The organism is Bordetella genomosp. 13, from assembly GCF_002119665.1.
Taxonomy (GTDB): Bacteria; Pseudomonadota; Gammaproteobacteria; order Burkholderiales; family Burkholderiaceae_B; genus Bordetella.
This window is the reverse complement of record NZ_CP021111.1, coordinates 2,693,193-2,714,128: the sequence shown is the minus strand read 5'-3', so window position 1 is coordinate 2,714,128 and position 20,936 is coordinate 2,693,193. Positions and strand designations below refer to the sequence as shown.

Below are 20,936 nucleotides of genomic sequence, written 5' to 3'. Positions count from 1 at the left end.
CCGGGATCGTTGCAATCAGAGGCGGCTCAGCATGGCATCTGCACGCAAGACGACCCCGCGATTCCGGTTCGCGCCGATCGCCGAACTCGATGCCAAACGGGTGGACGCGACGCCCGATCCGGTCGAGAGCTATGACGATCGCGAGGGCTACGCGCCCGACTTCATCGATCCGCTAATGCCGGTGGCGCTGCCCGTGCTGGGCAAGGCGCTGCAGCGCGACGCCGCCACGCACAGCTGGCGCGGCGCCACGACGCACGTGCTGCCCTACACGCATTTCTCGACAGCCGTGTCCAAGTCGCGCCGCCTGCCGATCTACAGCGCGTGCAATGTCGACGGCGCCAAGGCGGTGTCGGTTCCGCGCAGCAATGTGTGGAAGTACGACCCGCGCATTCCGCAGCAGTATCAGATCTTGCGCGAAGTCTACGGCGCGGAGAATCGCGGCTATTTCAGCCGCGGCCACATGACGCGCCGCCAGGACCCGAACTGGGGAAGCAGGAAGGTCGCCGTCCGGGCCGACGCGGATACCTTCCATGCCACCAACGCCGCACCGCAGGTGCAGCGCTTCAACGGCGGCGTGTGGGGCGGCATCGAGGACTACATTCTCGAGAACGCCCATGCCGACCGGATGCGCATCAGCGTGTTCACCGGGCCGGTATACGCCGAGGACGATCCTGTCGTGCACGGCGTGCGCGTGCCGGTGCGATTCTGGAAGGTGGTGGCTTTCGTGCACGACGGGACCGGCGAACTGACGGCCACCGCCTACCTGGCCTCGCAGGCCAAGGCCGTCGCCGACCTGCGGCCCGCTTTCGTGTTCGGCGACTTCGAGCACCAGCAGCGCCCGCTGGCGGCCATCGAGGCGTTGGCCGGACTGACGTTTCCGGATCTGGCGGAGCGCGACGTGCTGGCGGGCGCCGGCCTCGATTTCGCGGCCGCCCTGCGCGACGTGCGCGACATCATGCTAGCGTAGCGGTAGTCCCGACGCCCGCCGCAGGGGGCGTGATACGATCGCCGCGGCGCGCGGCCGGCGATGTCTCGGCCGCGCGCCGTTCTCCTTCTTCATACGGACCGGCCGGCATCGGCAGGCCCAATCATCCGCAAGGCCGCATGGGCAGGTTGATTCTCAAGCCGGGCAAAGAGCGTTCGCTGTTGCATCGGCATCCCTGGTTGTTCGCCGGCGCGGTGGACCGCGTGGAAGGACGCGTATCCCCGGGCGCCACGGTTTCCCTGATCGGCCACGACGGCCGCTTCCTGGCGCGCGCCGCCTACAGTCCCCATTCGGCGATCCGCGCCCGGGTATGGACCTTCGACGAGGCCGAGCCCGTCGATCATGCATTCTTCAAGCGCCGCATCCAGCGGGCGCTCGCCTATCGCGCCGCGCAGGTCTGCGGCACCGGCGCGGTGCGCCTGGTGTTCGGCGAGGCCGACGGCCTGCCGGGCCTGGTGGTCGATCATTACCGATCCGTCGACGGCGGCCGCCAGCAACTGGTCTGCCAGTTCATGGCGGTGGGCGTGGAAGCCTGGAAAGGCCCCATCGTCGACGCGTTGGTGCGCGAGACAGGCTGCGCGCACGTCTACGAACGCTCGGACGTGTCCATACGCGAGAAGGAAGGCCTGGAGCAGACCACCGGCTTGCTGGCGGGCGACGAGCCGCCCGAACTGCTGCTGGTCGACGAAGGCGGGGTGCGTTATCAGGTGGACGTGCGCAAGGGCCACAAAACGGGCTTCTACATCGACCAGCGCGACAGCCGCGCGTTGATCGCGCGGAATTCGGCCGGGCGCGATGTGCTGAACTGCTTCTGCTACACGGGCGGGTTTTCGCTGGCCGCGTTGAAAGGCGAGGCGCGCAGCGTGCTGTCCATCGATTCGTCCGGCGAGGCCCTGGCCCATGCGCGCGCCAACGTGCTGGCCAATGGTTTCGATTCGCAGCGGGCGCAGTGGCTGGATGCCGACGCGTTCCGCACCCTGCGGTCGCTGCACCAGGACGGCCAGAGCTTCGACCTGATCGTGCTCGATCCGCCCAAGCTGGCGCCGTCGCAGCAGCACGTCGACCGGGCGGCGCGGGCCTACAAGGACATCAATCTGTCCGGGCTCAAACTGCTGCGCCCCGGCGGCCTGCTGGCCACGTACTCGTGTTCGGGAGCCATCGGCGCGCCGCTGTTCCAGAAGATCGTGGCCGATGCGGCCGCCGATGCGGGGGCCGACGTGCGCATCCTGGGACGGCTGGGGGCGGGCGCGGACCATCCCATGCTGGCCGGCTTTCCGGAAGGCGAATACCTGAAGGGTTTGTGGCTGCAACGCATCTGAACAAGACTTTCCCACCTGGAGACTGCGTCATGAAGCTGTTTTTCTCGCCCGCATCACCCTACGTGCGCAAATGCATGGTCGTGGCACACGAGGCCGGCCTGGCCGACCGCATCGAGCAATTGCCCAGCGCGGCCAATCCGGTCAATCGCGACCAGACCGTCGTGGCGGCGAACCCGCTGGGCAAGGTGCCCACGCTGGTCAACGACGCGGGCGAGGCCATGTACGACAGCCGCGTCATATGCGAATACCTGGACGCGCAAGGCGCCGGCAAGCTGTTCCCGGCCGGCGCGGCGCGGTGGCAGGCGCTGACCCTGCAGGCGCTGGCCGACGGCCTGCTGGATGCCGCGCTGCTGATTCGCTATGAAGGCAACGCGCGTCCCGAAGCGCTGCGCTGGACCGACTGGACGCGCGGCCAGATGGAAAAGATCTCGAGCGCCCTGGCGCGTTTCGAGGAAACCGCGCCCGCGCTGGGCGACCGGCTGGACATCGGTGCCATCAGCGTGGGATGCGCGCTGGGCTACCTGGACTTCCGATTCCCCCAACTGGACTGGCGCGCCGGCCATCCCGCCACGGCTGCCTGGTTCGCCCGGTTCAACGAGCGGCCCTCCATGCAGGCGACACTTCCCAAGTAGGCGTCCACTTCGTTGTAGCGCGGCGGTTCCGGCCATTCGGGCTCGCGCCGCCGCGTTACATAAAAGAACGGTGAACGTCACAGAAATCGTCGGGTCGTCTGGTAAGATTTCGCGTCAGTTGTTACTTTTTAATACGCCGGCGGATGCGCAAGCGCCGGCGTGCCGCGTCCGCGCTTTGGCCGGAAGCGGCCTTTGGCACTGCGTGATCCCTGCTTCCAGGTTGCCCTCATGGACGACTCCGACCAGTTCTATTCGATCAATTCCGCGCTCGAGATCGCGCGCCTGCTGAAAGTGGCGCAAACCCGCCAGGCCTTGGTGATGATGCGAATCCCCGGCCGGCCGGTCAACGGACTGACGACCGTGCTGCACGCTGATGCGGCCACCGACACGCTGATACTCGACGCCGCCCAGGACGTCGACCTGAACCACCGCCTGGTCAGCGGGGGCCGCGTGGTGTTCGAGGCCAACATCGACCAGATCAGCCTGGGCTTCGAGACCTCGGGCGTCACGATCCGCGATTACGACGGCCGGCCCGCGCTGTATTCGCGTCTGCCCGACAGCGCCACCTACGTCCAGCGCCGCGACAATTTCCGCATGGACATCCCCACTCAGCAGCCGGCCATCTGCGAAATGTGGCCCGAGCACGATTACGATTCGGCTCCGCTGCGCCTCACGGTCCGCGACATCAGCTCCACGGGGCTGGCCCTGGCCGATCCCGCCATGGCCATCAACGTGGCGCCGGGCTCGGTGTATCGCGCCAACCTCGAGCTGCCCGGCATCGGCACGTTCGAACTGAAGCTGCGCGTGGTCCACCACCACGACGACGAACTCGCCAAGGGCGGCATGGCGCGCCGCGTGGGTTGCCAGTTCGAGCGGCTCGACGGCTCGACCAGCATCCGCATCCAGGCGTACGTCAACCTGTTGCAGCGCGAGCAGATTTCGCGGCATCGCGGCATGTCCTGATCCCGCGTCAGCCGGGGCGACAGGCGCGGCGCATTCCCTCGCGCCTGTCAAAAAAATGATCGAAACGGTTTGATAGCATCCCGGCGCATCGACGCCCAGGCTGCGTGAACGGCCCGTCGTGGCCGCGATGAATTCGATGTCCACGGTGTGCCGACAGGCCGCGCAGTTCGCGTCTCGTCTGTTCCGAGGACCCGTATGGATCTGCCGTCTACATCGCGCCTGGCAAGCTCTGCCACTGAAATCGTCAGCCTGCTCGAACTGGTCCGCGCGCAGCGCGTGCCGCTGACGATGTCCCTCGCCGAGGATCCCGCCACTGGCGTGACCACGGTGCTGTACGCCAATGCCGCCACCAATACGCTACTGGTGGATGCCGTGGGGGAAGAGGACGTGGACCAGCGGCTGGTGCGCGGTGGCGCGGTCACTTTCGAAGCGCCGCGCGACCAGATCGGCCTGGCATTCGAAACGCCGGGCGTGTCGCTGGTGAATTATTCGGGGCGTCCCGCCCTGCATTCGCATCTGCCTGCCACGGCAAGCTACGCGCAGCGCCGCGATACGTTCCGCGTCGACATTCCCTCCGCGCATCCGGTCAGCTGCGAACTGTGGCCCTCGCAGGGCCAGCGCAAGACGCCGTTCCGGTTGCAGGTACGCGATCTCAGCGCTACCGGCATCGCACTGGTGGACACTTCGCGGTCGCTGCCCGCCGCGCCCGGCACGCCGTATCGCGCGCGCTTGAAGCTGCCTGAAATGGAAGCGCTGGACCTGACGCTGCGCGTGGTCCACCACCGTGACGAGGTGCTGGCCTTGGGTGGCAAGGTGCGTCGCGTGGGATGCCTGTTCGACGAACTCGACCGCATGAACGAGATGCGCATCCAGTCGTACGTGAACGTGCTGCAGCGCGAACAGATCGCGCGCCAGCGCGGCCTGTCATGATGCGGTGAAGGCATTGCACGGCGCGGCCGTCGCGCCGCGCCGCGCGCCGGCATCAGGGAACGATGGACAGCCCGATGCGGAACTGCGACTTGTGGCGCTCGTTATAGCCCAGCAGCGTCTCGCCGTAGCCGTTGAAGTACTGCAGGTGCACGTAGCCGTTCAGGTCGAACCACGAACGCAGCGGCCAGGCCACGTCGAGCTGCGTGGTGCGGCGGCGCTGGTCGCCCTGGCGATACATGGCCGAGACCACAGGACCGTTGTCCTGTTCCCAGCGCAGGTTCCAGTCCACGTAGCCGGCGTAGTCGGCATAGTCCTCGTTCTCGTCTCCCTTGCTGACATAGGCCTTGATCTTGGGCGCGAAGGACAGCGTGCTGCCGCTGTCGAAGCGATAGTTCAGCGAAGGCTGGATGTAGGCGTCGTTGATCGAGCGCGAGTCGTCTCCGTCCTTGCCGTTGGAGGCGTGCTCCAGGCCCGTGTTCATGCCCACGCGCCAGTTGCGGTTGCCCGATTCCCAGATATTGTCCGACAGCCAGAAGATGCTGGGGTTGAACGTCGTGTCCACGAACGGCCGCGAATCGCTTTCGAGGTCCCACAGCGACGTCTGCGTGTAGCCCAGGTAGAAGTTCTCGGAGAAGCGCGCGGGGCGATCGCTGGGCGGCGTGAACAGCCTGTATTTCGCGCTGAGCTGGAAGCGCGCGCTGGTGCGCTCGCGCGTGCCCACCACGAAGTACGAGGGCTGATAGGCCGAAAGGGCGCTGCGGAACCCATCGAAGGCCGAGTGTCCGTCGGGCGACGAGCGTCCGGCCACCGCGGCCTGCGGCGCCGGGCCGCCGGCCGGCGAGGCGCCGATCTGCGTGACCTCGGCGGGCGGCAGCGGCTCGCCGCTGCGCGCGTCCACCACCGGCACGTTGGCCGGGGCCGCCGCTATCGCGGGCGCGCCGTTGGGGCCGGTGGCTTCCAGCGCGAGCAGGGCGGGTTCGCCTTCGATGGACACGGCCTGCATGCCGCGCGCCTGCGCGGGAACCACGACGTTCCAGTTGACGCGCGCGAAGTTGTTGACTGGGATGCTGAGGATGGCCGACTCGCCGGGCAGCGTCGCCACGGTACGCACGATGCCGCCCGCGCCGTCGCGCCATTGCAGCACCAGTTCGCGCGGCGCGCCCCAACGGACGGCGGCGTCGCCGTCGTTGAAGTAGATGGCCTGGAGCTGCACGGTCTCGCCGGGGGCGGCGGCCGGGCGGTCCAGCCGATACGTGACGCCCGCCGCGGCGGACGAGGCGGCCGCGGCCAGTGCCGCGGCAACCAGGGTACGGCGCCAGGCCTGGCGCGAGCGGAAAGCGGAAATAGCTAGGGTACGCATGGCGGGCAGGGTAGGAATGCAAAGACGCTGCACTGTATCAACCCGCCTGTAAACGCCTTGCAACGGCCTGTAAGTATGGCTGGCAACACGCTGCCGAGACATGGCGCGTTGCCGCCTATAATAGGCGCCGCAATTTTGCTTCGGCCGCCCTTAGCTCAGTTGGATAGAGCACTCGCCTTCTAAGCGAGCGGTCACACGTTCGAATCGTGTAGGGCGGGCCATCGAAGACTGCGGCCGGAATCAGCCTCGCGGCTCCGTCGTCGGACGCGCAGCGGACTGGCTCGGCGCGCCGTGGTGTTCGACCAGGCGCTGGTATTGCGCATACTGCGCGCGATACTGCGGGCTGTCGATGTCGGGCGTCTGCTCGCTTTGCCACACTTCATCCATCCCCGACTCGCGCCACGCGCGCTGGTCCTGCATCACTTCTTCGCGCGTCAGGTTGCTGGTGCTCTGGGGCACGACGGTGGCCTCTTGCGCCTGGGCGGCGCCGAGGACGGCCAGCACCGACAGGGCGGCGATGGGTACGAGCTTCTTGATGGTCTGGGCTTTCTGCATGGTCTACCTCGCTGGGTTGGTTGAACAGGACGCCTGGGCCTGCCTGGGTTCAGGCAGTTCGCCGTCCATGCATGCACTCTAGGGACCTGCGCCGGACCCGACCTTGACGCGTTCCGGTCATTCCTGTCAGGGTTGTTCCGAACTTGTAAACGTGGCGGATCGCATGCCGCGCGGCCCGACTAAACTTCGGGATGGGGGCGCGGTCAGTGTCTGCACAACGCGCCGCCAGCGGCCGTACTTGGCGCAGGCATCGCAAAGGCTGGCCGTCTTTCGTTCCTGACAGAAATGTCAGCCGGCTGACAGCCGGCCGACCCGGTCCAATCCTTACAGTCCGCCACTGAGACAGCGGTTCCGTGGCGGACCCATCAAACAGCGAGAGCCTCTCGTGCGAGTGCTGATCATCGAAGACGAGGAGAAGACCTCCTCCTACATTCATCGCGGCCTGGTGGAACAGGGCTATACCGTGGATACGGCGGCCACCGGCACGGACGGGCTGCACTACGCGCTCGAGTTCGACTACGACGCGATCGTGCTGGACCTGATGCTGCCCGGCATGAACGGCCACGCCGTGCTGGACAGCCTGCGCCGCCAGAAATCGACCCCCGTGATCATGCTGTCCGCGCGAGGCGCCGTGCACGACCGCGTCGAGGGCCTGCGCAAGGGCGCCGACGATTACCTGGCCAAGCCCTTTTCCTTCGTCGAGCTCGTGGCGCGGCTGCAGGCGCTGACGCGCCGGCGCAGCGAAACGCTGGAAGCCACGGTGCTGTTCGTCGACGACCTGGTCATCGACCTGCTGGCCCGCCGGGCCACGCGGGCGGGACAGCGGCTGGAGCTGACGGCCAAGGAGTTCTCGCTGTTGACGCTGATGGCACGGCGCCAGGGCGAGGTCCTGTCCAAGCTGATGATCGCCGAGCAGGTCTGGGACATGAACTTCGACAGCGACGTCAATGTGGTCGAAGTCGCCATCAAGCGGCTGCGCGCCAAGGTGGATGCGCCGTACCAGAACAAGCTGCTGCATACGGTGCGCGGCATGGGCTATGTGCTCGAGGCGCGGCCCGGCCTGCCCGTCGCCGACGCGGCATGATCCGCCGGCTCTCCATCGCCGGCCGCCTGGCGGCCATGTTCGCGATCACGGCCGCGGTCGTGTTCGGCAGCGTGGCCATGCTGCTGTACCACGTGTTCACCGAGGCGGTGCGCGGACAGATCCAGGGCGAGCTCACGTACCAGCACGTCCTGCTGGATCCGATGCTGTCGGAGCGCGGCACGGACGAGGAGTGGCGCGCCACGCGGGGCAAGCTGAACGGCATGCAGGAAAGCGGACGGCTGCGCTATTGGGTGCTTTCCGACGACCCGCGCTGGCGCCATGGGCCGCCGCTGGTGCCCAAGTACGGCGAGCTGCCGAAAGACGAGGTCGTGAAGTTCGTGCACGATACCGAGTCCAAGCGCATATGGTGCATCATGGCCCGCACCATCCAGGCCATGGGCGAGCGGCCGGCCGTGCGCTTCGTCGTGGCGCTGGATTCCACGTCGTACCTGCAGACCAAGGAACGCTTCACGGACATGATGAGCGCGGCGTCTGTGTTGGGCATCCTGCTGGTGGCCATCCTGGGCTACTGGATCACCAAGCTGGGGCTGCGGCCCCTGCGCAGGCTCAGCAGCCAGGCCAGTGCGCTGCCGCCTCACGATCCGCGGCAACGGCTGGGCGTGCACGGCGCCCCTCCCGAGATCCTCGAACTGGCGGCGTCGATCAACCATTCGCTGGAACGCCGCGAGGCGGCCTGGCTGCAGCTCGAGGGCTTCAATGCCGACGTGGCCCACGAGTTGCGCACGCCGCTGACCAACCTGATCGGACAGACGCAGGTCGCGCTGAGCCAGCGCCGCAGCATGGACGAGATGCAGGACCTGCTGGCATCGAACCTGGAAGAACTGGAGCGCATGAGCAGCATCGTCAACGACATGCTGTTCCTGTCGTGCGCCGAGAATGACAACCGGGCCGCGGAACTCAGCCATATCTCTTTGCGCGAAGAGGCCGAGAAGACCGCTGAGTATCTCGAAGACTCGCTTGCCGAACGGCAGATGACGCTGGTCCTGCGCGGCGACGCGGAAGCGGTCGCGGATCGCAGGCTGTTCCATCGCGCGCTGGCCAATCTCATCGCGAACAGCGCGCGATATGCGCATGCGCGCTCCACCGTGACCGTGTCGATATCGGTGGAGCAGCAGCACGCCGTGGTCGCGGTGACCGACCAGGGCGACCCCATTCCGCCCGAACAGCAGCACCGTCTGTTCGAACGCTTCTATCGGGCGGACGCCGCTCGCACGCGCAGCGGCGCGCACCATGGCCTGGGATTGTCCATCGTGCGCGCCATCGCCAGGATGCATGGCGGCGACGTGCTGGTGAAGAGCGAGAACGGCATGAACACCTTCGGCTTCCGGATCCTCATGGCGCCATGAGGCCGGCGGGCGCGGCGCTACGTGTACTGCATGTCGTTGTCGATGGACAGCATCTGGCCCGAGATTGACTTGCCCGCATCCGACGATAGAAACAGCGCCAGGGCCGCGATGTCGCGGGGATCGACGAAGCGCTGCAGGGACTGCGACGCCATGGCCAGCGTGCGCTCTTCTTCGAGGGATCGTCCGCTTGCTTTCGCGCGGCCCTGCAGCACGGCCTCGATGCGCTGGCCCGCCACCGCGCCCGGCAGGATGGCGTTGACCCGGATGCCGTGCTCGCCCAGCTCGCGCGACAGGGTCTTGGTGAAACCGACCAGGCCCCACTTGCTGGCCGAATACGCGCTGCGGTTGGGATAGCCGTAGCGTCCGGCCACCGAGGACATCACGATGATGGATGCGTCGCGGGACTGTTTCAGGCGCGGAATGGCCAGGCGTGTCACGTTGAACGTGCCGGACAGGTTCACGCGCATGACCAGGTCCCATGCGAGCGGATCGAAGTCCTGCACGGACGCCGTGGGCCCCGCGATGCCCGCGTTGTTCACCAGCACGTCCAGCCCGTTCAGCGCCTCGATGGCCGAGGGCACCGCCTGCTCGATGTCTTGCAGCTTCGACAGGTCGCATAGCTCGGTGTGTACGGCGGGCAGCTCGCGCCGCAGGGCGGCCAGGCCGGCGTCGTCGATGTCGAGCACGGCCGCCTGGTATCCCGCCGCCACGTAGGCGCGGACCATTTCCAGCCCGATGCCGGATGCGCCCGCGGTGATCAGTACTTTCCTGCCGCTCATGCCGGCCGCTCCTGCTGCGTGTCGGCTGCCTTCAGGCGCAGCAGCTCCAGCAGCAGGCGGTCGCGCCGCGCTTCGAGGTCGGACGTGCCCGCGCTGCCGGCGGAGTGGGCCACGCCGGAGATCAGCTTATGCTTCAACGCCTCGGTAAGCCGGGGCGAGCCGAGGTCGCGCCACCATTCCTCCATGGGCGGGCCCAGGTGGTCCAGCAGGTGTTCGATGCCCCCGGCGCCGCCCGAGAGATGCAGGTTCAGGAACGGGCCCAGCAGTGCCCAGCGCAATCCGGGGCCATGCGCGATGACCGTATCGATGTCGGCCACGCTGGCCACGTCCTGCTCTACCAGGTGGATGGCCTCGCGCCACAGGGCCGCCTGCAGGCGGTTGGCGATGTGGCCGCTGATTTCACGACGCACGTGCACGGGCCGCTTGCCCAGCGCGGCATAGAACGCCATGGCGCGCTCGATGGCGCGCGCCGAGGTGTGCGCGCCGCCGCCCACTTCGACCAGCGGTATCAGGTGGGGCGGGTTGAAGGGATGGCCCAGCACGACGCGTTCGGGATGGGCACAGGCCTGCTGCATGTCGCTGACCGCCAGGCCGGAGGAACTGGAGGCCAGAACCGTGTCGGGGGGCGCCGCAACGCCCATGCGGCGGAACAGCTCGATCTTCAGGTCCAGTCTTTCCGGCGCGTTTTCCTGCACGAAGGTCGCGCCGGACACGGCCTCTTCGAGCGAGCGGGTGAAACGCAGCCGGCCGGGGTCGGCGCCTTCGGCCAGGCCCAGCGCCGTCATCGTGGGCCACTGCGCGGTCACGCGGGCGCGCAACAGCGCTTCGGCGTCCGGCGCGGGATCCGTCGCGATGACGTCGTGGCCCCGGGCCAGGAACAGCGTGGCCCAGTTGGCGCCGATCACGCCGGTCGATACGACGGCGATCTGCTCTTTGTCGTGCTTGCTCATGTGTCTCCTCCTGCCCAGGCGCATCGCGCGGGAGGGGAAACAGTACACCAGTCAGCCTAAGCTCAGCATCACGGTGGCGTGCCTTTCAAGCCTGTGTGTCGCGCCACGCCTCTACCTCGACCAGGCAGCTCATCGCATTCGGTCCCTGCGTCAGCGACGAGGTGCCGATGTCCAGCGTCAGCACGTTGGCGGTGCCGGCCTGTTCGGGCTGGTCGTCCTCGCCGGGCTGATACCAGGCGCCCGTGGCCATGGCCACCGTGCCGGGCAGCATGCCGTCGTCCAGCACCACCCCGACCAGGCAGGCGCCGCGCCCGTTGTAGGCGCGCGCTGTGTCGCCCTGCCGCAGGCCGCGCCGCTGCGCGTCGCCGGGATGCATGCGCAGCGCCTCGCGGCCGGCCACCTTGTTGGCGCGCGCCAGCGGAGCGGGGTCGAGCTGGCTGTGCAGACGGTCAGCGGGCTGCACCGTGAGCAGGTGCAGCGGGAACTCGCGCGCCGTCGAGGCGCCCAGCCATTCGCGGGGCGGGATCCAGCGCGGATGCGGGCCGCAGTCGTCCAGGCCGTAGCCCGCCAGCGTTTCGCTGTACAGCTCGATACGCCCGCTGGGCGTGCGCAGCGCGTGGCGCCGCGGGTCGTGGCGGAAATCCTCGAACAGCACGAAGTCCTGGTCGGGCGGGGGCAGGGTCACGTGGCCGCGTTCCCAGAATTCGTCGAAGCCCGGCACCTCCACGCCCACGTGCCGCTGCGCAAGCGCGAACTGCGTGTAGATGCGCTCGATCCACTGCATCTCGGTGCGGCCGTCGGTATAGGCGTCGCGGTAGCCCAGTCTTTCGGCCAGGTCCGCGAACACGTCGTAGTCATTGCGGGCCTGTCCCACCGGCGCGATGGCCTGCTGCATGGCGATGGTATGGCTGTCGCGCGAACAGCCGCCCACGTCGTTTCGCTCGAGCGAGGTGGTGATGGGCAGCACCAGGTCGGCGTGGCGCGCGGCCGGGGTCCACCAGATGTCCTGCACGATCACCGTGGAAGGCTTGCTGCGCCACGCCCGGCGAAGCCGGCCCAGGTCCTGATGATGGTGGAAGGGATTGCCGCCCGCCCAATGGATGAGGTGGACGTCGGGGTAGTGCTGCGTGCGCCCCTGGAACGCATAAGGCTGGCCGGGGCGTTCGAGCATCTCGGTCAGGCGCGCCACCGGAATCGCCAGGTCGGCGGGATTGCCGCCCACGGGCACTTCGGGCCCAGGCGTGGCCAGGCGCGGATTGCCCACGCCGTTCATCGAGCCATGGCCGAAGCCGAAGCCTCCGCCCGGCAGGCCGATCTGGCCCAGCATCGCGGCCAGGGCGACCAACATCCAATAAGGCTGCTCGCCATGCTGGGCGCGCTGCACCGCGTAGGCGCAGGTCAGATAGCTGCGCCTGCCGCACAGCGCCTGCGCCAGGCCGCGGATGCGGTCGGCGTCGACGCCGGTGATGGCAGCGGCCCATTCCGGCGTCTTGGGCGTGCCGTCGGACTGGCCCAGCGCGTAGGCCTCTAGCGCGGCGTAGCCCACGCAGCAGCGCTCGAGGAAGGCCGCGTCGTGCGCCTCGCGGCGGCGTATCTCGTGGGCCAGCGCCAGCATCAGCGCCACGTCGGTGTTGGGCCGGATGGGTATCCATTCGGCATTCAGGAAGGCGGGGCAGTCGTCGCGCATGGGGCTGATGTTGATGATCCGCGCGCCGCTGGCGGCCAGCTGGCGCAGCCAGCCCTCTTGCGTGTGGCCGGTGGCGCCGCCAGAGGACACCTGGCCGTTCTTCAGCGCCAGGCCGCCGAAGGCGACGAACACTTCGGTGTGTCTCAGGATGCTGGGCCAGGCGGTGACGCGTCCGGTCAGCGGCGCGTACGTGCCGATGACGTAGGGCAGCAGAAACTGGGCGGTGCCCCAGCTGTAGTTGCCCACCTGGTCCACGCCGCCGCCGCCCTGGAAGTAGAAACGGCGCACCAGCGTGCGCGCATGGTGCAGGCGACCCGCCGAGGCCCAGCCGTACGAGCCGCAGAACAGGCCCGACGGCCCGTGTTCGGCGCGCACCTGCGCGATCTGTTCGGCGGCCAGGTCGAGCGCCAGGTCCCAGTCGATGTCGATGAATTCGTCTGAACCGCGCCCGCCGCCGCCGCGCGCGCTGCGGGTCTCCAGCCAGCCGCGGCGCACGGCCGGCCGCGCGATGCGCCGCGGCGAATACACGGTGGGAACGATGCTGTCGAGCATCGGCGATGGGTTGGGATCGTGCGCGAAGGGCTCGCATCGCACCAGCCGGCCGTTCTCGACCACGGCGGTGTAGGCGCCCCAATGCGCCAGTTGGGGATGGCGGCGTGTACCGGTGGTCATGGTGGCTGGGCTCATGCGGGAAATGTGCGGCGCGGACAGGGCAGGTTAGTCTATCCAGCGCTTGCGGCGCGTCAGTTTCCACACCTGTGCCGGCGGCACGTTCAGGTAGACGATGCTGACGCGGCGCGCCCGCAGGCCCAGGCGCGCCAGCACGCGCGGCGAGATGGGGCAGCGCCAGCCGTAGGTGAACAGATAGCACGCGCCGCCCGGCTGCAGGTGCGAGAACGTGCCGCGCATGATGTTGGCCTGCTGGCGCACCGGCATGTTCAGCAGCGGCAGGCCGCATATGGCCGCCGCGGCCTGGCGGCCGCCGAACAGCGGCGTGTCCATCAGCCGGGCGGCGTCCGCCTGGCAGACCTGCGCGTGCGGAAATCGCTGCGCCAGCTGCTCGGCGAAAGCGTCATCCATCTCGATGAGCGCCAGGTCGGACTGCGCCACGCCGCGCGCCAGCAGCGCTCGCGTGAAGACGCCGGTGCCGCTGCCGAGCTCGAGCACGGGACCGTCCTCGGCGCGGATCTCGCGCGTGATGGCCGCGGCCAGGCCGGGACTGGAGGGCAGCACGGCGCCGATGCCCTTGGGGTTGGCGCGCCAGGCGCGATAGAAATCCAACTGTTCGGAGAACCAGCGGACGATGCCGCCGGCGTGGTCCGGCTCGGGGCGGCATTGGCTGACGCGTTGCCGGACCATGCCGAACATGGCGTAGATCGGATCGAGATGCTGTCGTAGTCTGTATGCCATCGTGCGATTCCTGAATAGCGGTGATGCTCCTGCCGATCTCGCGGATGCGGCCGGGCCTCGATGACTGAGGCTCCCGGTGCGCAAAAGTTCCGGTGCGGGCAGGGACGGCGGCGCGCACGTCGCGCCGTGGGCGGATGTCGGGGTGTTTCGGCCGGGTGGCGGGGCCGCTTCGGCGCTGCCTCGTCCAGGCTGGCGGGACGCTCGGCCCGGGCCGCTTCCGCAGCGCTACGCGGTGGACCCGGTCACGCGGCGGCGAACCGCGCGTGAACAGGGTGTAGCGTATCAAAGATATGGAGAGGCCAGCCAGATCACGCGATTGCGCAGGCGCTGCAGAAAAGGCAGCTTGCGCAGTTCTTCCAGCGTGACGGCGTGGGCCTCGGCGATCAGCGCGTCGATGCGCGCGCCGATCCACATGGCGAGCTCGTGGTCGTACACCTCGGTGTCCAGCTCGAAGTTCAGGCGCAGGCTGCGCGGGTCGAGGTTGGAAGAGCCCACGTACGACCAGGCGCCATCCACCGTCATCAACTTGGAGTGGTCGAATGGGCCCCGCGTGCGCCAGACGCGGCAGCCGGTGCGCAGCACCTGGTCCAGCTGCGCCGTCATGGCGCAGTTGACCAGCAGCAGGTTGTTCCTGCCGGGAATCACGATGTCCACCACGATGCCGCGCCTCGCGGCGGTGGCCAGCGCGCCGATCAGGGTCTGGTCGGGCAGGAAGTAGGGCGACTGGATGCGCACGTGGCGCTGGGCCACTGCCAGGGCGCCCAGCAGCATCGCATGCGTCGCGCCCAGCGCCCGGTCGGGGCCCGAGGGCACGCAGCGCATCGGCACCGTGCCCGCGCCTCGCATCAGCTCGCAAGGAAACCAGCGCTCGCCTTCCAGGGTCTCGCCCGTGGTGAAGTTCCAGTCGTGCGCGAACACCGCCGTCAGCTGACCCACGACCGGACCTTCCAGCGCGAAATGCGTGTCGCCGTTGGTGTAGCCGCCCGACAGCGCGTGCACGAAGGCGGCGCGCACGTTCATGCCGCCCGTGAAGCCGCGCACGCCGTCCACCACCATCACCTTGCGGTGGCTGCGCAGATTGGCGTAGGGCATCCGCAGCAGTCCCAGGGGATTGGTCATGAAACGGGCGGTGGGTACGCCCGCGCGCGCCAGCATGCCGACGATGGGCGGGCGCGAGTAATGGCTGCCGATGGCGTCGATCAGCACGCGCACCTGCACGCCGCGTTCGTGCGCCTCGATCAGCGCCAGCGCCATTTCGCGCCCGACGGGGTCGTTGTCGAAGATGTAGCTTTGCAGGGCGATGCTGATGCGTGCGCCGCGGATGGCCTCGAGCATGGCGGGATACGCCTCGTCGCCGCCCGCCAGCGGCCGTATCGCGTTGCCGCCCACCAGTCGGAAGCGGCTGACGCGGTCGCCCAGCAGGCGCAGCGACGAAAACTGTGCGGCGCTGTAGGGCACCACGTCGATCACGTCGCGCGATTCCAAGTGTTCGGCATAGCCGACCATGCTCTGGTCGCGCTGCTGCGACATGCGGGTCTGGCGGATACGGTTGATGCCGGCCGCGAAATAGAACAGCGCCCCGAACAGCGGCGAGAACAGCGTCAGCCCCACCCAGCCGATGGCCGCGCGCACGTCGTTCTTGGTCATGGCCGCGTGGACTGCGGCTCCCGTGCCCGCCACGATGCTCAGGCCCAACGCCACGTGCGGCCAATAGCGATTGACGAACTCCTCGATGGCTTCCATGGGCATGTTGTGTCGAACCTTGGGGCGCCGGCACAGGGGCTCGGACATGGGGGACGGAAGGGCAGGCACAAGGATAGCAAGGCCCGGGCAGAAAGGGCATTGGCCAAAGCGAGAAAATCCGTGATAGAATTTCGCCTCTTTACTGCGGTGGCTGTAGCTCAGTTGGTAGAGTCCCGGATTGTGATTCCGGTTGTCGTGGGTTCGAGTCCCATCAGCCACCCCACCGAATTTGCCGGAAAACGGCATGAAAACAGGCACTTACGCGAAAGCGAAGTGCCTGTTTTCTTTTCGCCATACGAAAATTAGAACGAAATCGCGAATTTTAGAACGGGCTACTCGGTTGCCGTGGCCCGTTTGACGACGCGGCGGTCATAGTGTCGGTGGGTCGTTTGCGGGTTGGCGTGGGCAGCAAAGTCGTATGCGTCCTGTGCGCGCTGCTCCAGTTTTTTCGTGATGGCGGCTGGCCGGATGTCCTGTAGTGCGAAATACCAGGGGTGCTCAGTAAGATTTTGCGCGGTCACGTCGGGCTCGTATGCCAATATCCATGCGAGCATGGCGTCCGCCCAGGACGAGCCCCAACTGATCTTTCTTGCGCTTCGCGGATATGACGCTCACGTCCTCAGCGGTAATTCCGGTTTTGCGAAATGGCCGAACCTTTGAGGCGCGGAACCCGGTGAGGTAGGTGCCGGCGTCTGCATAAGACGTAATGGCTCGTCCGCTTCATCGCTCCAAGCGGGGACGCTGCGCACTCAACAGTATTGATATCCGCAGAACGAAAATACCTGCGTCTTACGGAACCTGGCGGTGAGGGCGCAACACGTCACCATCTATAGACCTGCTGCTGTCTTGCAGCACTGGCGGCCCCATACCTGACACAAATGTAATCAAGCGTGGTCGCCGGTATGGCACCATCTTTCTCGTTACATTGGCTGAAACTGCCACATGACCAGATGGCACGCGTCCGACCGGCGAACCGGGGCAAGGCAGCGTACGGTCGCTTCGTGGAAACTCTATGCAAGGTCCTAAATCAAGGCGAACTTTCGTCAAGGCGCTCGGTGCGGGCGCCGTACTGAGCGGGATGGGCTTGGGCCGGGCGTCGGCAGTCATCAATAGCCCAGGCCAGGTCGGCGTATTGACGGGCACCCAATTTGACCTGTCAATCGAAGAGGCGCTGGTTAACTTCACGGGTACTCGCCGGCCGGCCATCACGATCAATGGCGGCATACCGGGGCCCGTCCTGCGTTGGCGCGAGGGCGATACCGTCACGCTGCGCGTGCAAAATAAACTTCGAGAGACAACTTCGATTCACTGGCACGGCATCGTTCTGCCCGCCAACATGGACGGAGTGCCTGGCTTGAGTTTCCATGGCATCGAGCCGGGTGGCATGTACGTCTATCAGTTCAAGGTCAAGCAGAACGGTACCTACTGGTATCACAGCCATTCCGCCTATCAAGAACAGTCCGGTGTCTATGGGCCGTTGGTGATCGAGGCCAAGCAGCTGGAACCGTTTACCTATGACCGCGACTATGTGGTAATGCTGTCGGACTGGACGGACGAGGATCCCTCTGACGTCGCCAGGAAGCTGAAGAAGCAATCCGACTACTACAACTTCCACAAGCGTACGCTCGTCGATTTCGTCAGGGACGTAAAGTCCAAGGGGTGGAGCGCGACTGCCGATGACCGGATGATGTGGGCCGAGATGCGGATGAACCCCACGGATCTGGCAGATGTCAGCGGCTACACGTACACCTATCTGATGAATGGCACGGCACCGGAACCTGGCTGGACCGGCATTTTCCAGCGAGGCGAGCGCGTGCGCCTGCGCTTCATCAATGGCGCTTCGATGAGCTACTTCGATGTGCGGATTCCGGGCTTGAAGATGACGGTAGTCGCCGCCGACGGCCAGTATGTCAAGCCGGTCAGCGTGGATGAGTTCCGAATCGCTGTGGCGGAAACGTACGATGTGCTGGTCGAACCGGCGGGCGAGGACGCTTACACCATATTTGCCCAGTCCGTGGACCGTACCGGTTACGCCAGAGGCACACTGGCGATTGCCGCGGGACGAACTGCGCCAATCCCCTCTATGGATCCGCGTCCCTTGGTCACGATGGACGACATGGGCATGGCCGGCATGGACCACGGTAGCATGCCGGGCATGGAAAATCATAGCCAAATGCCAAGCATGCAGGGTCAGATGCAGAGTATGGACCACGGCAGCATGCAAGGCATGGACCATAGCCAGATGCAAGGCATGGACCATGGCAACATGCAGGGCATGGACCATGGCAACATGCAGGGCATGGACCATGGCAACATGCAGGGCATGGATCATGGCCAGTCGCAGGGTATGACCGGTATGCAGGACCACCCGGCATCCGAGAAGGAGAACCCGTTAGTGGACATGCACGCCATGAACCCGGTGCCCAAGCTAAATGACCCGGGCATTGGCCTACGTGAAAATAGGCGCCGAGTTCTGACCTATGCGGATTTACGCAGCACCTTCGAGGATCCTGATGGGCGGGAGCCGAGTCGGACCATTGAATTGCACCTGACCGGCCATATGGAAAAATTCGTGTGGTCCTTCGATGGCGTCAAATTTTCGGACGCCAAGCCTGTCCCGCTCAAGTACGGCGAGCGCGTTCGAATCGTGCTGGTCAACGACACGATGATGAGCCATCCGATTCACCTGCACGGCATGTGGAGCGACCTGGAGGACGAGGAAGGCAACTTCATGGTACGTAAGCACACGATCGATATGCCACCTGGCTCGAAACGCAGCTACCGGGTCACCGCCGATGCCCTGGGCCGATGGGCCTACCACTGCCACCTCCTGTACCACATGGAGATGGGCATGTTCCGCGAAGTTCGGGTGCAAGAGTGAACGGCATCAAGATGGCGACGTTCTACCGCCCAGCCGGGATCGCGAGGGCCGCCGCGGTCGTGCTGGGCTTTGCACTTCCGTTCGCGGCATCCGCGCAGTCCAACGCGCCAACGCAAAGCCGCACACCGATTCCGGTCTTGACCGATGCGGACCGTAAGGCTGCCAACTTTGATGCGGCCGGGCACGCCGTTCATGATACGTCGATCAATTACCAGTTTCTGTTCGACGAACTCGAATGGCAGGAGGCCAAGGATGGCAGCGCTCTGAATTGGGACTTCACAGGCTGGGTCGGTGGCGACATCGACCGCCTGTGGCTGCGATCGGAAGGCGAGCGGACCAATGGCAAGCTCGAACACGTGGAAGTGCAGGCTTTGTGGGGCCATTCGATCACCCCCTGGTGGGACTTGGTCGGTGGCATTCGCCAGGACTTCAAGCCGGGACCCTCGCAGACCTGGGCGGCCTTCGGCCTACAGGGCTTGGCGCTCTACAACTTCGAGTCCGAGATAACCGTTTTTGTCGGCGACAGTGGCCAGACCGCCCTGCGCTTGAAAGGCGAATACGACATTCTCATCACCAACCGGCTGATCCTGCAGCCGATGGCCGAGGTGAACTTCTATGGGAAAAACGATCCCGACCGAGACGTCGGTGCCGGCTTGGCCAATTCCGAAGTCGGGCTGCGCCTGCGCTACGAGATTCGGCGTGAATTCGCGCCGTATATCGGGGTGACCTGGAATCGCTCGTATGGGAATACCGCCGACTTCGTGCGCGCCGCCGGCGAAAATCGCAACGAAACCCGGTTCCTGGTCGGCGTTCGCATGTGGCTCTGACCGTCACGCGCGGCCTTGCGAGATCGCAGCTGACACACTATCTGATCTCCGCGGCCTTGATCTTCTCGATTTACGCGACTATCTGCCGAATTCGATCATGACTTTCGTTCGTACCACCTATAGCGCCGCTGCGCTCATCGCAGGCCTGATCGTCGGTGGTCCGGCGCAGGCCCACCCCAAACTCGTATCGACGGTGCCGCAAGCACAAGCCCAAGGCCCGGCGCCCAAGCAGATCGAGCTGCATTTCTCGGAGTCGCTCGTGCGTCAGTTCTCGGGCGCCAAGCTGGTGATGACGGCAATGCCCGGCATGGGCGCCCATGCACCAATGGCCATCGAATCTCGGATCTCGGGTAGTGACGACCCGAAGGTGATGGTTATCACCCCTGCCCGGCCTTTGGCACCCGGGACGTATCGCGTCGAGTGGCGCGCGGTGTCGTCGGATACGCACCCGGTCACCGGGAACTTTTCCTTCCAGGTGAAGTAGGTGGAGGAAGGCCTTAATGTCTCGATTCGTTTTGCGCTATACCTAGACCTCACACTGCTTGCGGGCCTGCCGCTGATCGGCATAGTCGGATTCCGCAAGGATGCGCCCCAGGTCGCCGCTGCTATCGGACTGCGTTGGCTGCTGATCGCATTGGCGGGCATTGGGCTGGCAGTTTCGCTATGCCATATGGTGATGCTCGCCATGGTCATGAGTGGCGCTTCCGGGATCCGTGAACTGGACCGCCAGGTTTTTTCCACGATGATTACTGGCACTGACGCCGGGATCGCGTGGGCTGCGCGCATTGTGGCGTTGCTGCTTATCGCGCTGGTCGCGTTGTTCGGTCGTATTCAGGCAGCGGGACCGATGAAGATCGCTGCCGCGCTAGGACTCGTGTCGCTCGCGACGGTGGCCTGGAGCGGCCACGGGGCGATGGACGAGGGCATACTCCGGTATGTCCATTTCACGGCCGACATCGTTCACCTGATCGCCTCCGCCGGCTGGATTGGCGCCTTGGTGATATTTGCACTGCTATTGCGCCCCGGTCGACTGGAGTCACCCGGCCACCTGCGCCTGTTGCACCAGGGCTTGTCCGGCTTCGCGTGGATCGGTACCGGGATCGTTCTCGCGCTGGTGGCAACGGGCGTGGCGAATTATTGCCTGGTTGCCGGCGTGCAGCTTGCGGGGTTGCTCTCGACTCAGTACGGTCTACTGCTGCTTGGAAAACTCGGCCTCTTTGCGTTCATGCTGAGCCTCGCGGCGGCAAACCGCTATCACCTCACGCCGATGCTGGAGCGAGGCATCGCGAACGGGCAGCCAACCGCAGCGCTGTCAGGCCTGCGAAGGAGTCTCGTGCTGGAAACGAGCGCCGCGATCTCGATCTTGGCCGCCGTGGCGTGGCTCGGTACGCTGGACCCATCCCAGGGCATAACGGCGCAATTGCCCTAGGTAGTCGGCGGGCGCGGGTGGCGCCGATGCCGGCG

19 protein-coding genes and 2 tRNA genes are annotated in these 20,936 nt (G+C 66.3%); 13 read left to right on the top strand and 8 right to left on the bottom strand.

Going from position 1 to position 20,936, the window contains the following annotated elements; genetic code table 11:
* Nucleotides 1-31: 31 nt before the first annotated feature.
* The 5 genes from CAL15_RS12195 (at nt 32) to CAL15_RS12175 (ending at nt 4,829) form a co-directional block, all read left to right on the top strand.
* A complete protein-coding gene (locus CAL15_RS12195) occupies nt 32-967 on the top strand; it encodes a DNA/RNA non-specific endonuclease (protein WP_157666651.1) in 936 nt (311 codons plus the stop codon).
* Between the two features lie 137 nt (nt 968-1,104).
* Nucleotides 1,105-2,304, top strand: a complete 1,200-nt coding sequence (locus CAL15_RS12190) for a class I SAM-dependent rRNA methyltransferase (RefSeq protein WP_086078827.1) — start codon at nt 1,105-1,107, stop codon at nt 2,302-2,304.
* 29 nt (nt 2,305-2,333) lie between these two features.
* A complete protein-coding gene (locus tag CAL15_RS12185; RefSeq protein WP_086078826.1) occupies nt 2,334-2,936 on the top strand; it encodes a glutathione S-transferase in 603 nt (200 codons plus the stop codon).
* Between the two features lie 228 nt (nt 2,937-3,164).
* Entirely contained in the window at nt 3,165-3,899 is a 735-nt protein-coding gene (locus tag CAL15_RS12180; RefSeq protein WP_086078825.1) for a flagellar brake protein, read from the top strand.
* A gap of 195 nt (nt 3,900-4,094) precedes the next feature.
* Nucleotides 4,095-4,829, top strand: a complete 735-nt coding sequence (locus CAL15_RS12175; protein ID WP_086078824.1) for a flagellar brake protein — start codon at nt 4,095-4,097, stop codon at nt 4,827-4,829.
* A 52-nt stretch (nt 4,830-4,881) separates the two neighbouring features.
* Here CAL15_RS12175 and CAL15_RS12170 read toward each other — a convergent pair whose 3' ends face one another.
* Nucleotides 4,882-6,189, bottom strand: a complete 1,308-nt coding sequence (locus CAL15_RS12170) for a phospholipase A (protein WP_086078823.1) — start codon at nt 6,187-6,189, stop codon at nt 4,882-4,884.
* 144 nt (nt 6,190-6,333) lie between these two features.
* On the opposite strand from CAL15_RS12170, the gene CAL15_RS12165 reads away from it, so the two are divergent.
* A tRNA-Arg gene (locus CAL15_RS12165) sits at nt 6,334-6,410 on the top strand.
* A gap of 19 nt (nt 6,411-6,429) precedes the next feature.
* Here the strand turns inward: CAL15_RS12165 and CAL15_RS12160 are convergent.
* Nucleotides 6,430-6,744, bottom strand: a complete 315-nt coding sequence (locus CAL15_RS12160; protein WP_086078822.1) for a hypothetical protein — start codon at nt 6,742-6,744, stop codon at nt 6,430-6,432.
* A 385-nt stretch (nt 6,745-7,129) separates the two neighbouring features.
* On the opposite strand from CAL15_RS12160, the gene CAL15_RS12155 reads away from it, so the two are divergent.
* Both CAL15_RS12155 and CAL15_RS12150 read left to right on the top strand, forming a co-directional pair.
* Complete coding sequence (locus tag CAL15_RS12155) at nt 7,130-7,828, top strand: heavy metal response regulator transcription factor (protein ID WP_086078821.1); 699 nt, start codon at nt 7,130-7,132, stop codon at nt 7,826-7,828.
* Nucleotides 7,825-9,195 (top strand): heavy metal sensor histidine kinase, encoded by a 1,371-nt coding sequence (locus CAL15_RS12150; protein ID WP_086078820.1) that lies wholly within the window; start codon nt 7,825-7,827, stop codon nt 9,193-9,195. Before CAL15_RS12155 ends, CAL15_RS12150 begins: the two co-directional genes overlap by 4 nt.
* Nucleotides 9,196-9,212: 17 nt before the next feature.
* Here the strand turns inward: CAL15_RS12150 and CAL15_RS12145 are convergent, their stop codons facing one another.
* The 5 genes from CAL15_RS12145 to CAL15_RS12125 form a co-directional block, all read right to left on the bottom strand.
* Nucleotides 9,213-9,974 (bottom strand): SDR family oxidoreductase, encoded by a 762-nt coding sequence (locus CAL15_RS12145; RefSeq protein ID WP_086078819.1) that lies wholly within the window; start codon nt 9,972-9,974, stop codon nt 9,213-9,215.
* The gene (locus tag CAL15_RS12140; RefSeq protein WP_086078818.1) at nt 9,971-10,924 is read right to left on the bottom strand and encodes a 3-hydroxyacyl-CoA dehydrogenase NAD-binding domain-containing protein; all 954 of its coding nucleotides are present in this window, start codon (nt 10,922-10,924) and stop codon (nt 9,971-9,973) included. Before CAL15_RS12140 ends, CAL15_RS12145 begins: the two co-directional genes overlap by 4 nt.
* 85 nt (nt 10,925-11,009) lie before the next feature.
* Entirely contained in the window at nt 11,010-13,283 is a 2,274-nt protein-coding gene (locus tag CAL15_RS12135) for a molybdopterin-dependent oxidoreductase (RefSeq protein WP_086078817.1), read from the bottom strand.
* 45 nt (nt 13,284-13,328) lie between these two features.
* The gene (locus CAL15_RS12130) at nt 13,329-14,021 is read right to left on the bottom strand and encodes a class I SAM-dependent methyltransferase (RefSeq protein WP_086078816.1); all 693 of its coding nucleotides are present in this window, start codon (nt 14,019-14,021) and stop codon (nt 13,329-13,331) included.
* A gap of 282 nt (nt 14,022-14,303) precedes the next feature.
* A complete protein-coding gene (locus CAL15_RS12125) occupies nt 14,304-15,764 on the bottom strand; it encodes a phospholipase D-like domain-containing protein (protein ID WP_198299035.1) in 1,461 nt (486 codons plus the stop codon).
* Between the two features lie 147 nt (nt 15,765-15,911).
* Between CAL15_RS12125 and CAL15_RS12120 the strand changes: the two genes are divergently transcribed.
* Nucleotides 15,912-15,987: transfer RNA gene (locus CAL15_RS12120), tRNA-His, on the top strand.
* Nucleotides 15,988-16,096: 109 nt separating this feature from the next.
* On the opposite strand, the gene CAL15_RS12115 is transcribed toward CAL15_RS12120, so the two are convergent.
* Nucleotides 16,097-16,285, bottom strand: coding sequence for a hypothetical protein (locus CAL15_RS12115; protein WP_157666650.1), 189 nt, complete (start codon nt 16,283-16,285; stop codon nt 16,097-16,099).
* A gap of 491 nt (nt 16,286-16,776) precedes the next feature.
* On the opposite strand from CAL15_RS12115, the gene CAL15_RS12110 reads away from it, so the two are divergent.
* From CAL15_RS12110 to copD, 4 genes are all read left to right on the top strand, one after another.
* A complete protein-coding gene (locus tag CAL15_RS12110) occupies nt 16,777-18,645 on the top strand; it encodes a copper resistance system multicopper oxidase (RefSeq protein WP_086078813.1) in 1,869 nt (622 codons plus the stop codon).
* Nucleotides 18,642-19,472, top strand: a complete 831-nt coding sequence (locus tag CAL15_RS12105) for a copper resistance protein B (protein WP_420042500.1) — start codon at nt 18,642-18,644, stop codon at nt 19,470-19,472. Before CAL15_RS12110 ends, CAL15_RS12105 begins: the two co-directional genes overlap by 4 nt.
* A gap of 97 nt (nt 19,473-19,569) precedes the next feature.
* Nucleotides 19,570-19,956: a copper homeostasis periplasmic binding protein CopC gene (copC, locus tag CAL15_RS12100; RefSeq protein ID WP_086078812.1), complete on the top strand. Its 387-nt coding sequence runs from the start codon at nt 19,570-19,572 to the stop codon at nt 19,954-19,956.
* The gene (gene copD / locus CAL15_RS12095) at nt 19,957-20,901 is read left to right on the top strand and encodes a copper homeostasis membrane protein CopD (protein WP_086078811.1); all 945 of its coding nucleotides are present in this window, start codon (nt 19,957-19,959) and stop codon (nt 20,899-20,901) included.
* The last annotated feature ends 35 nt before the right edge of the window (nt 20,902-20,936 follow it).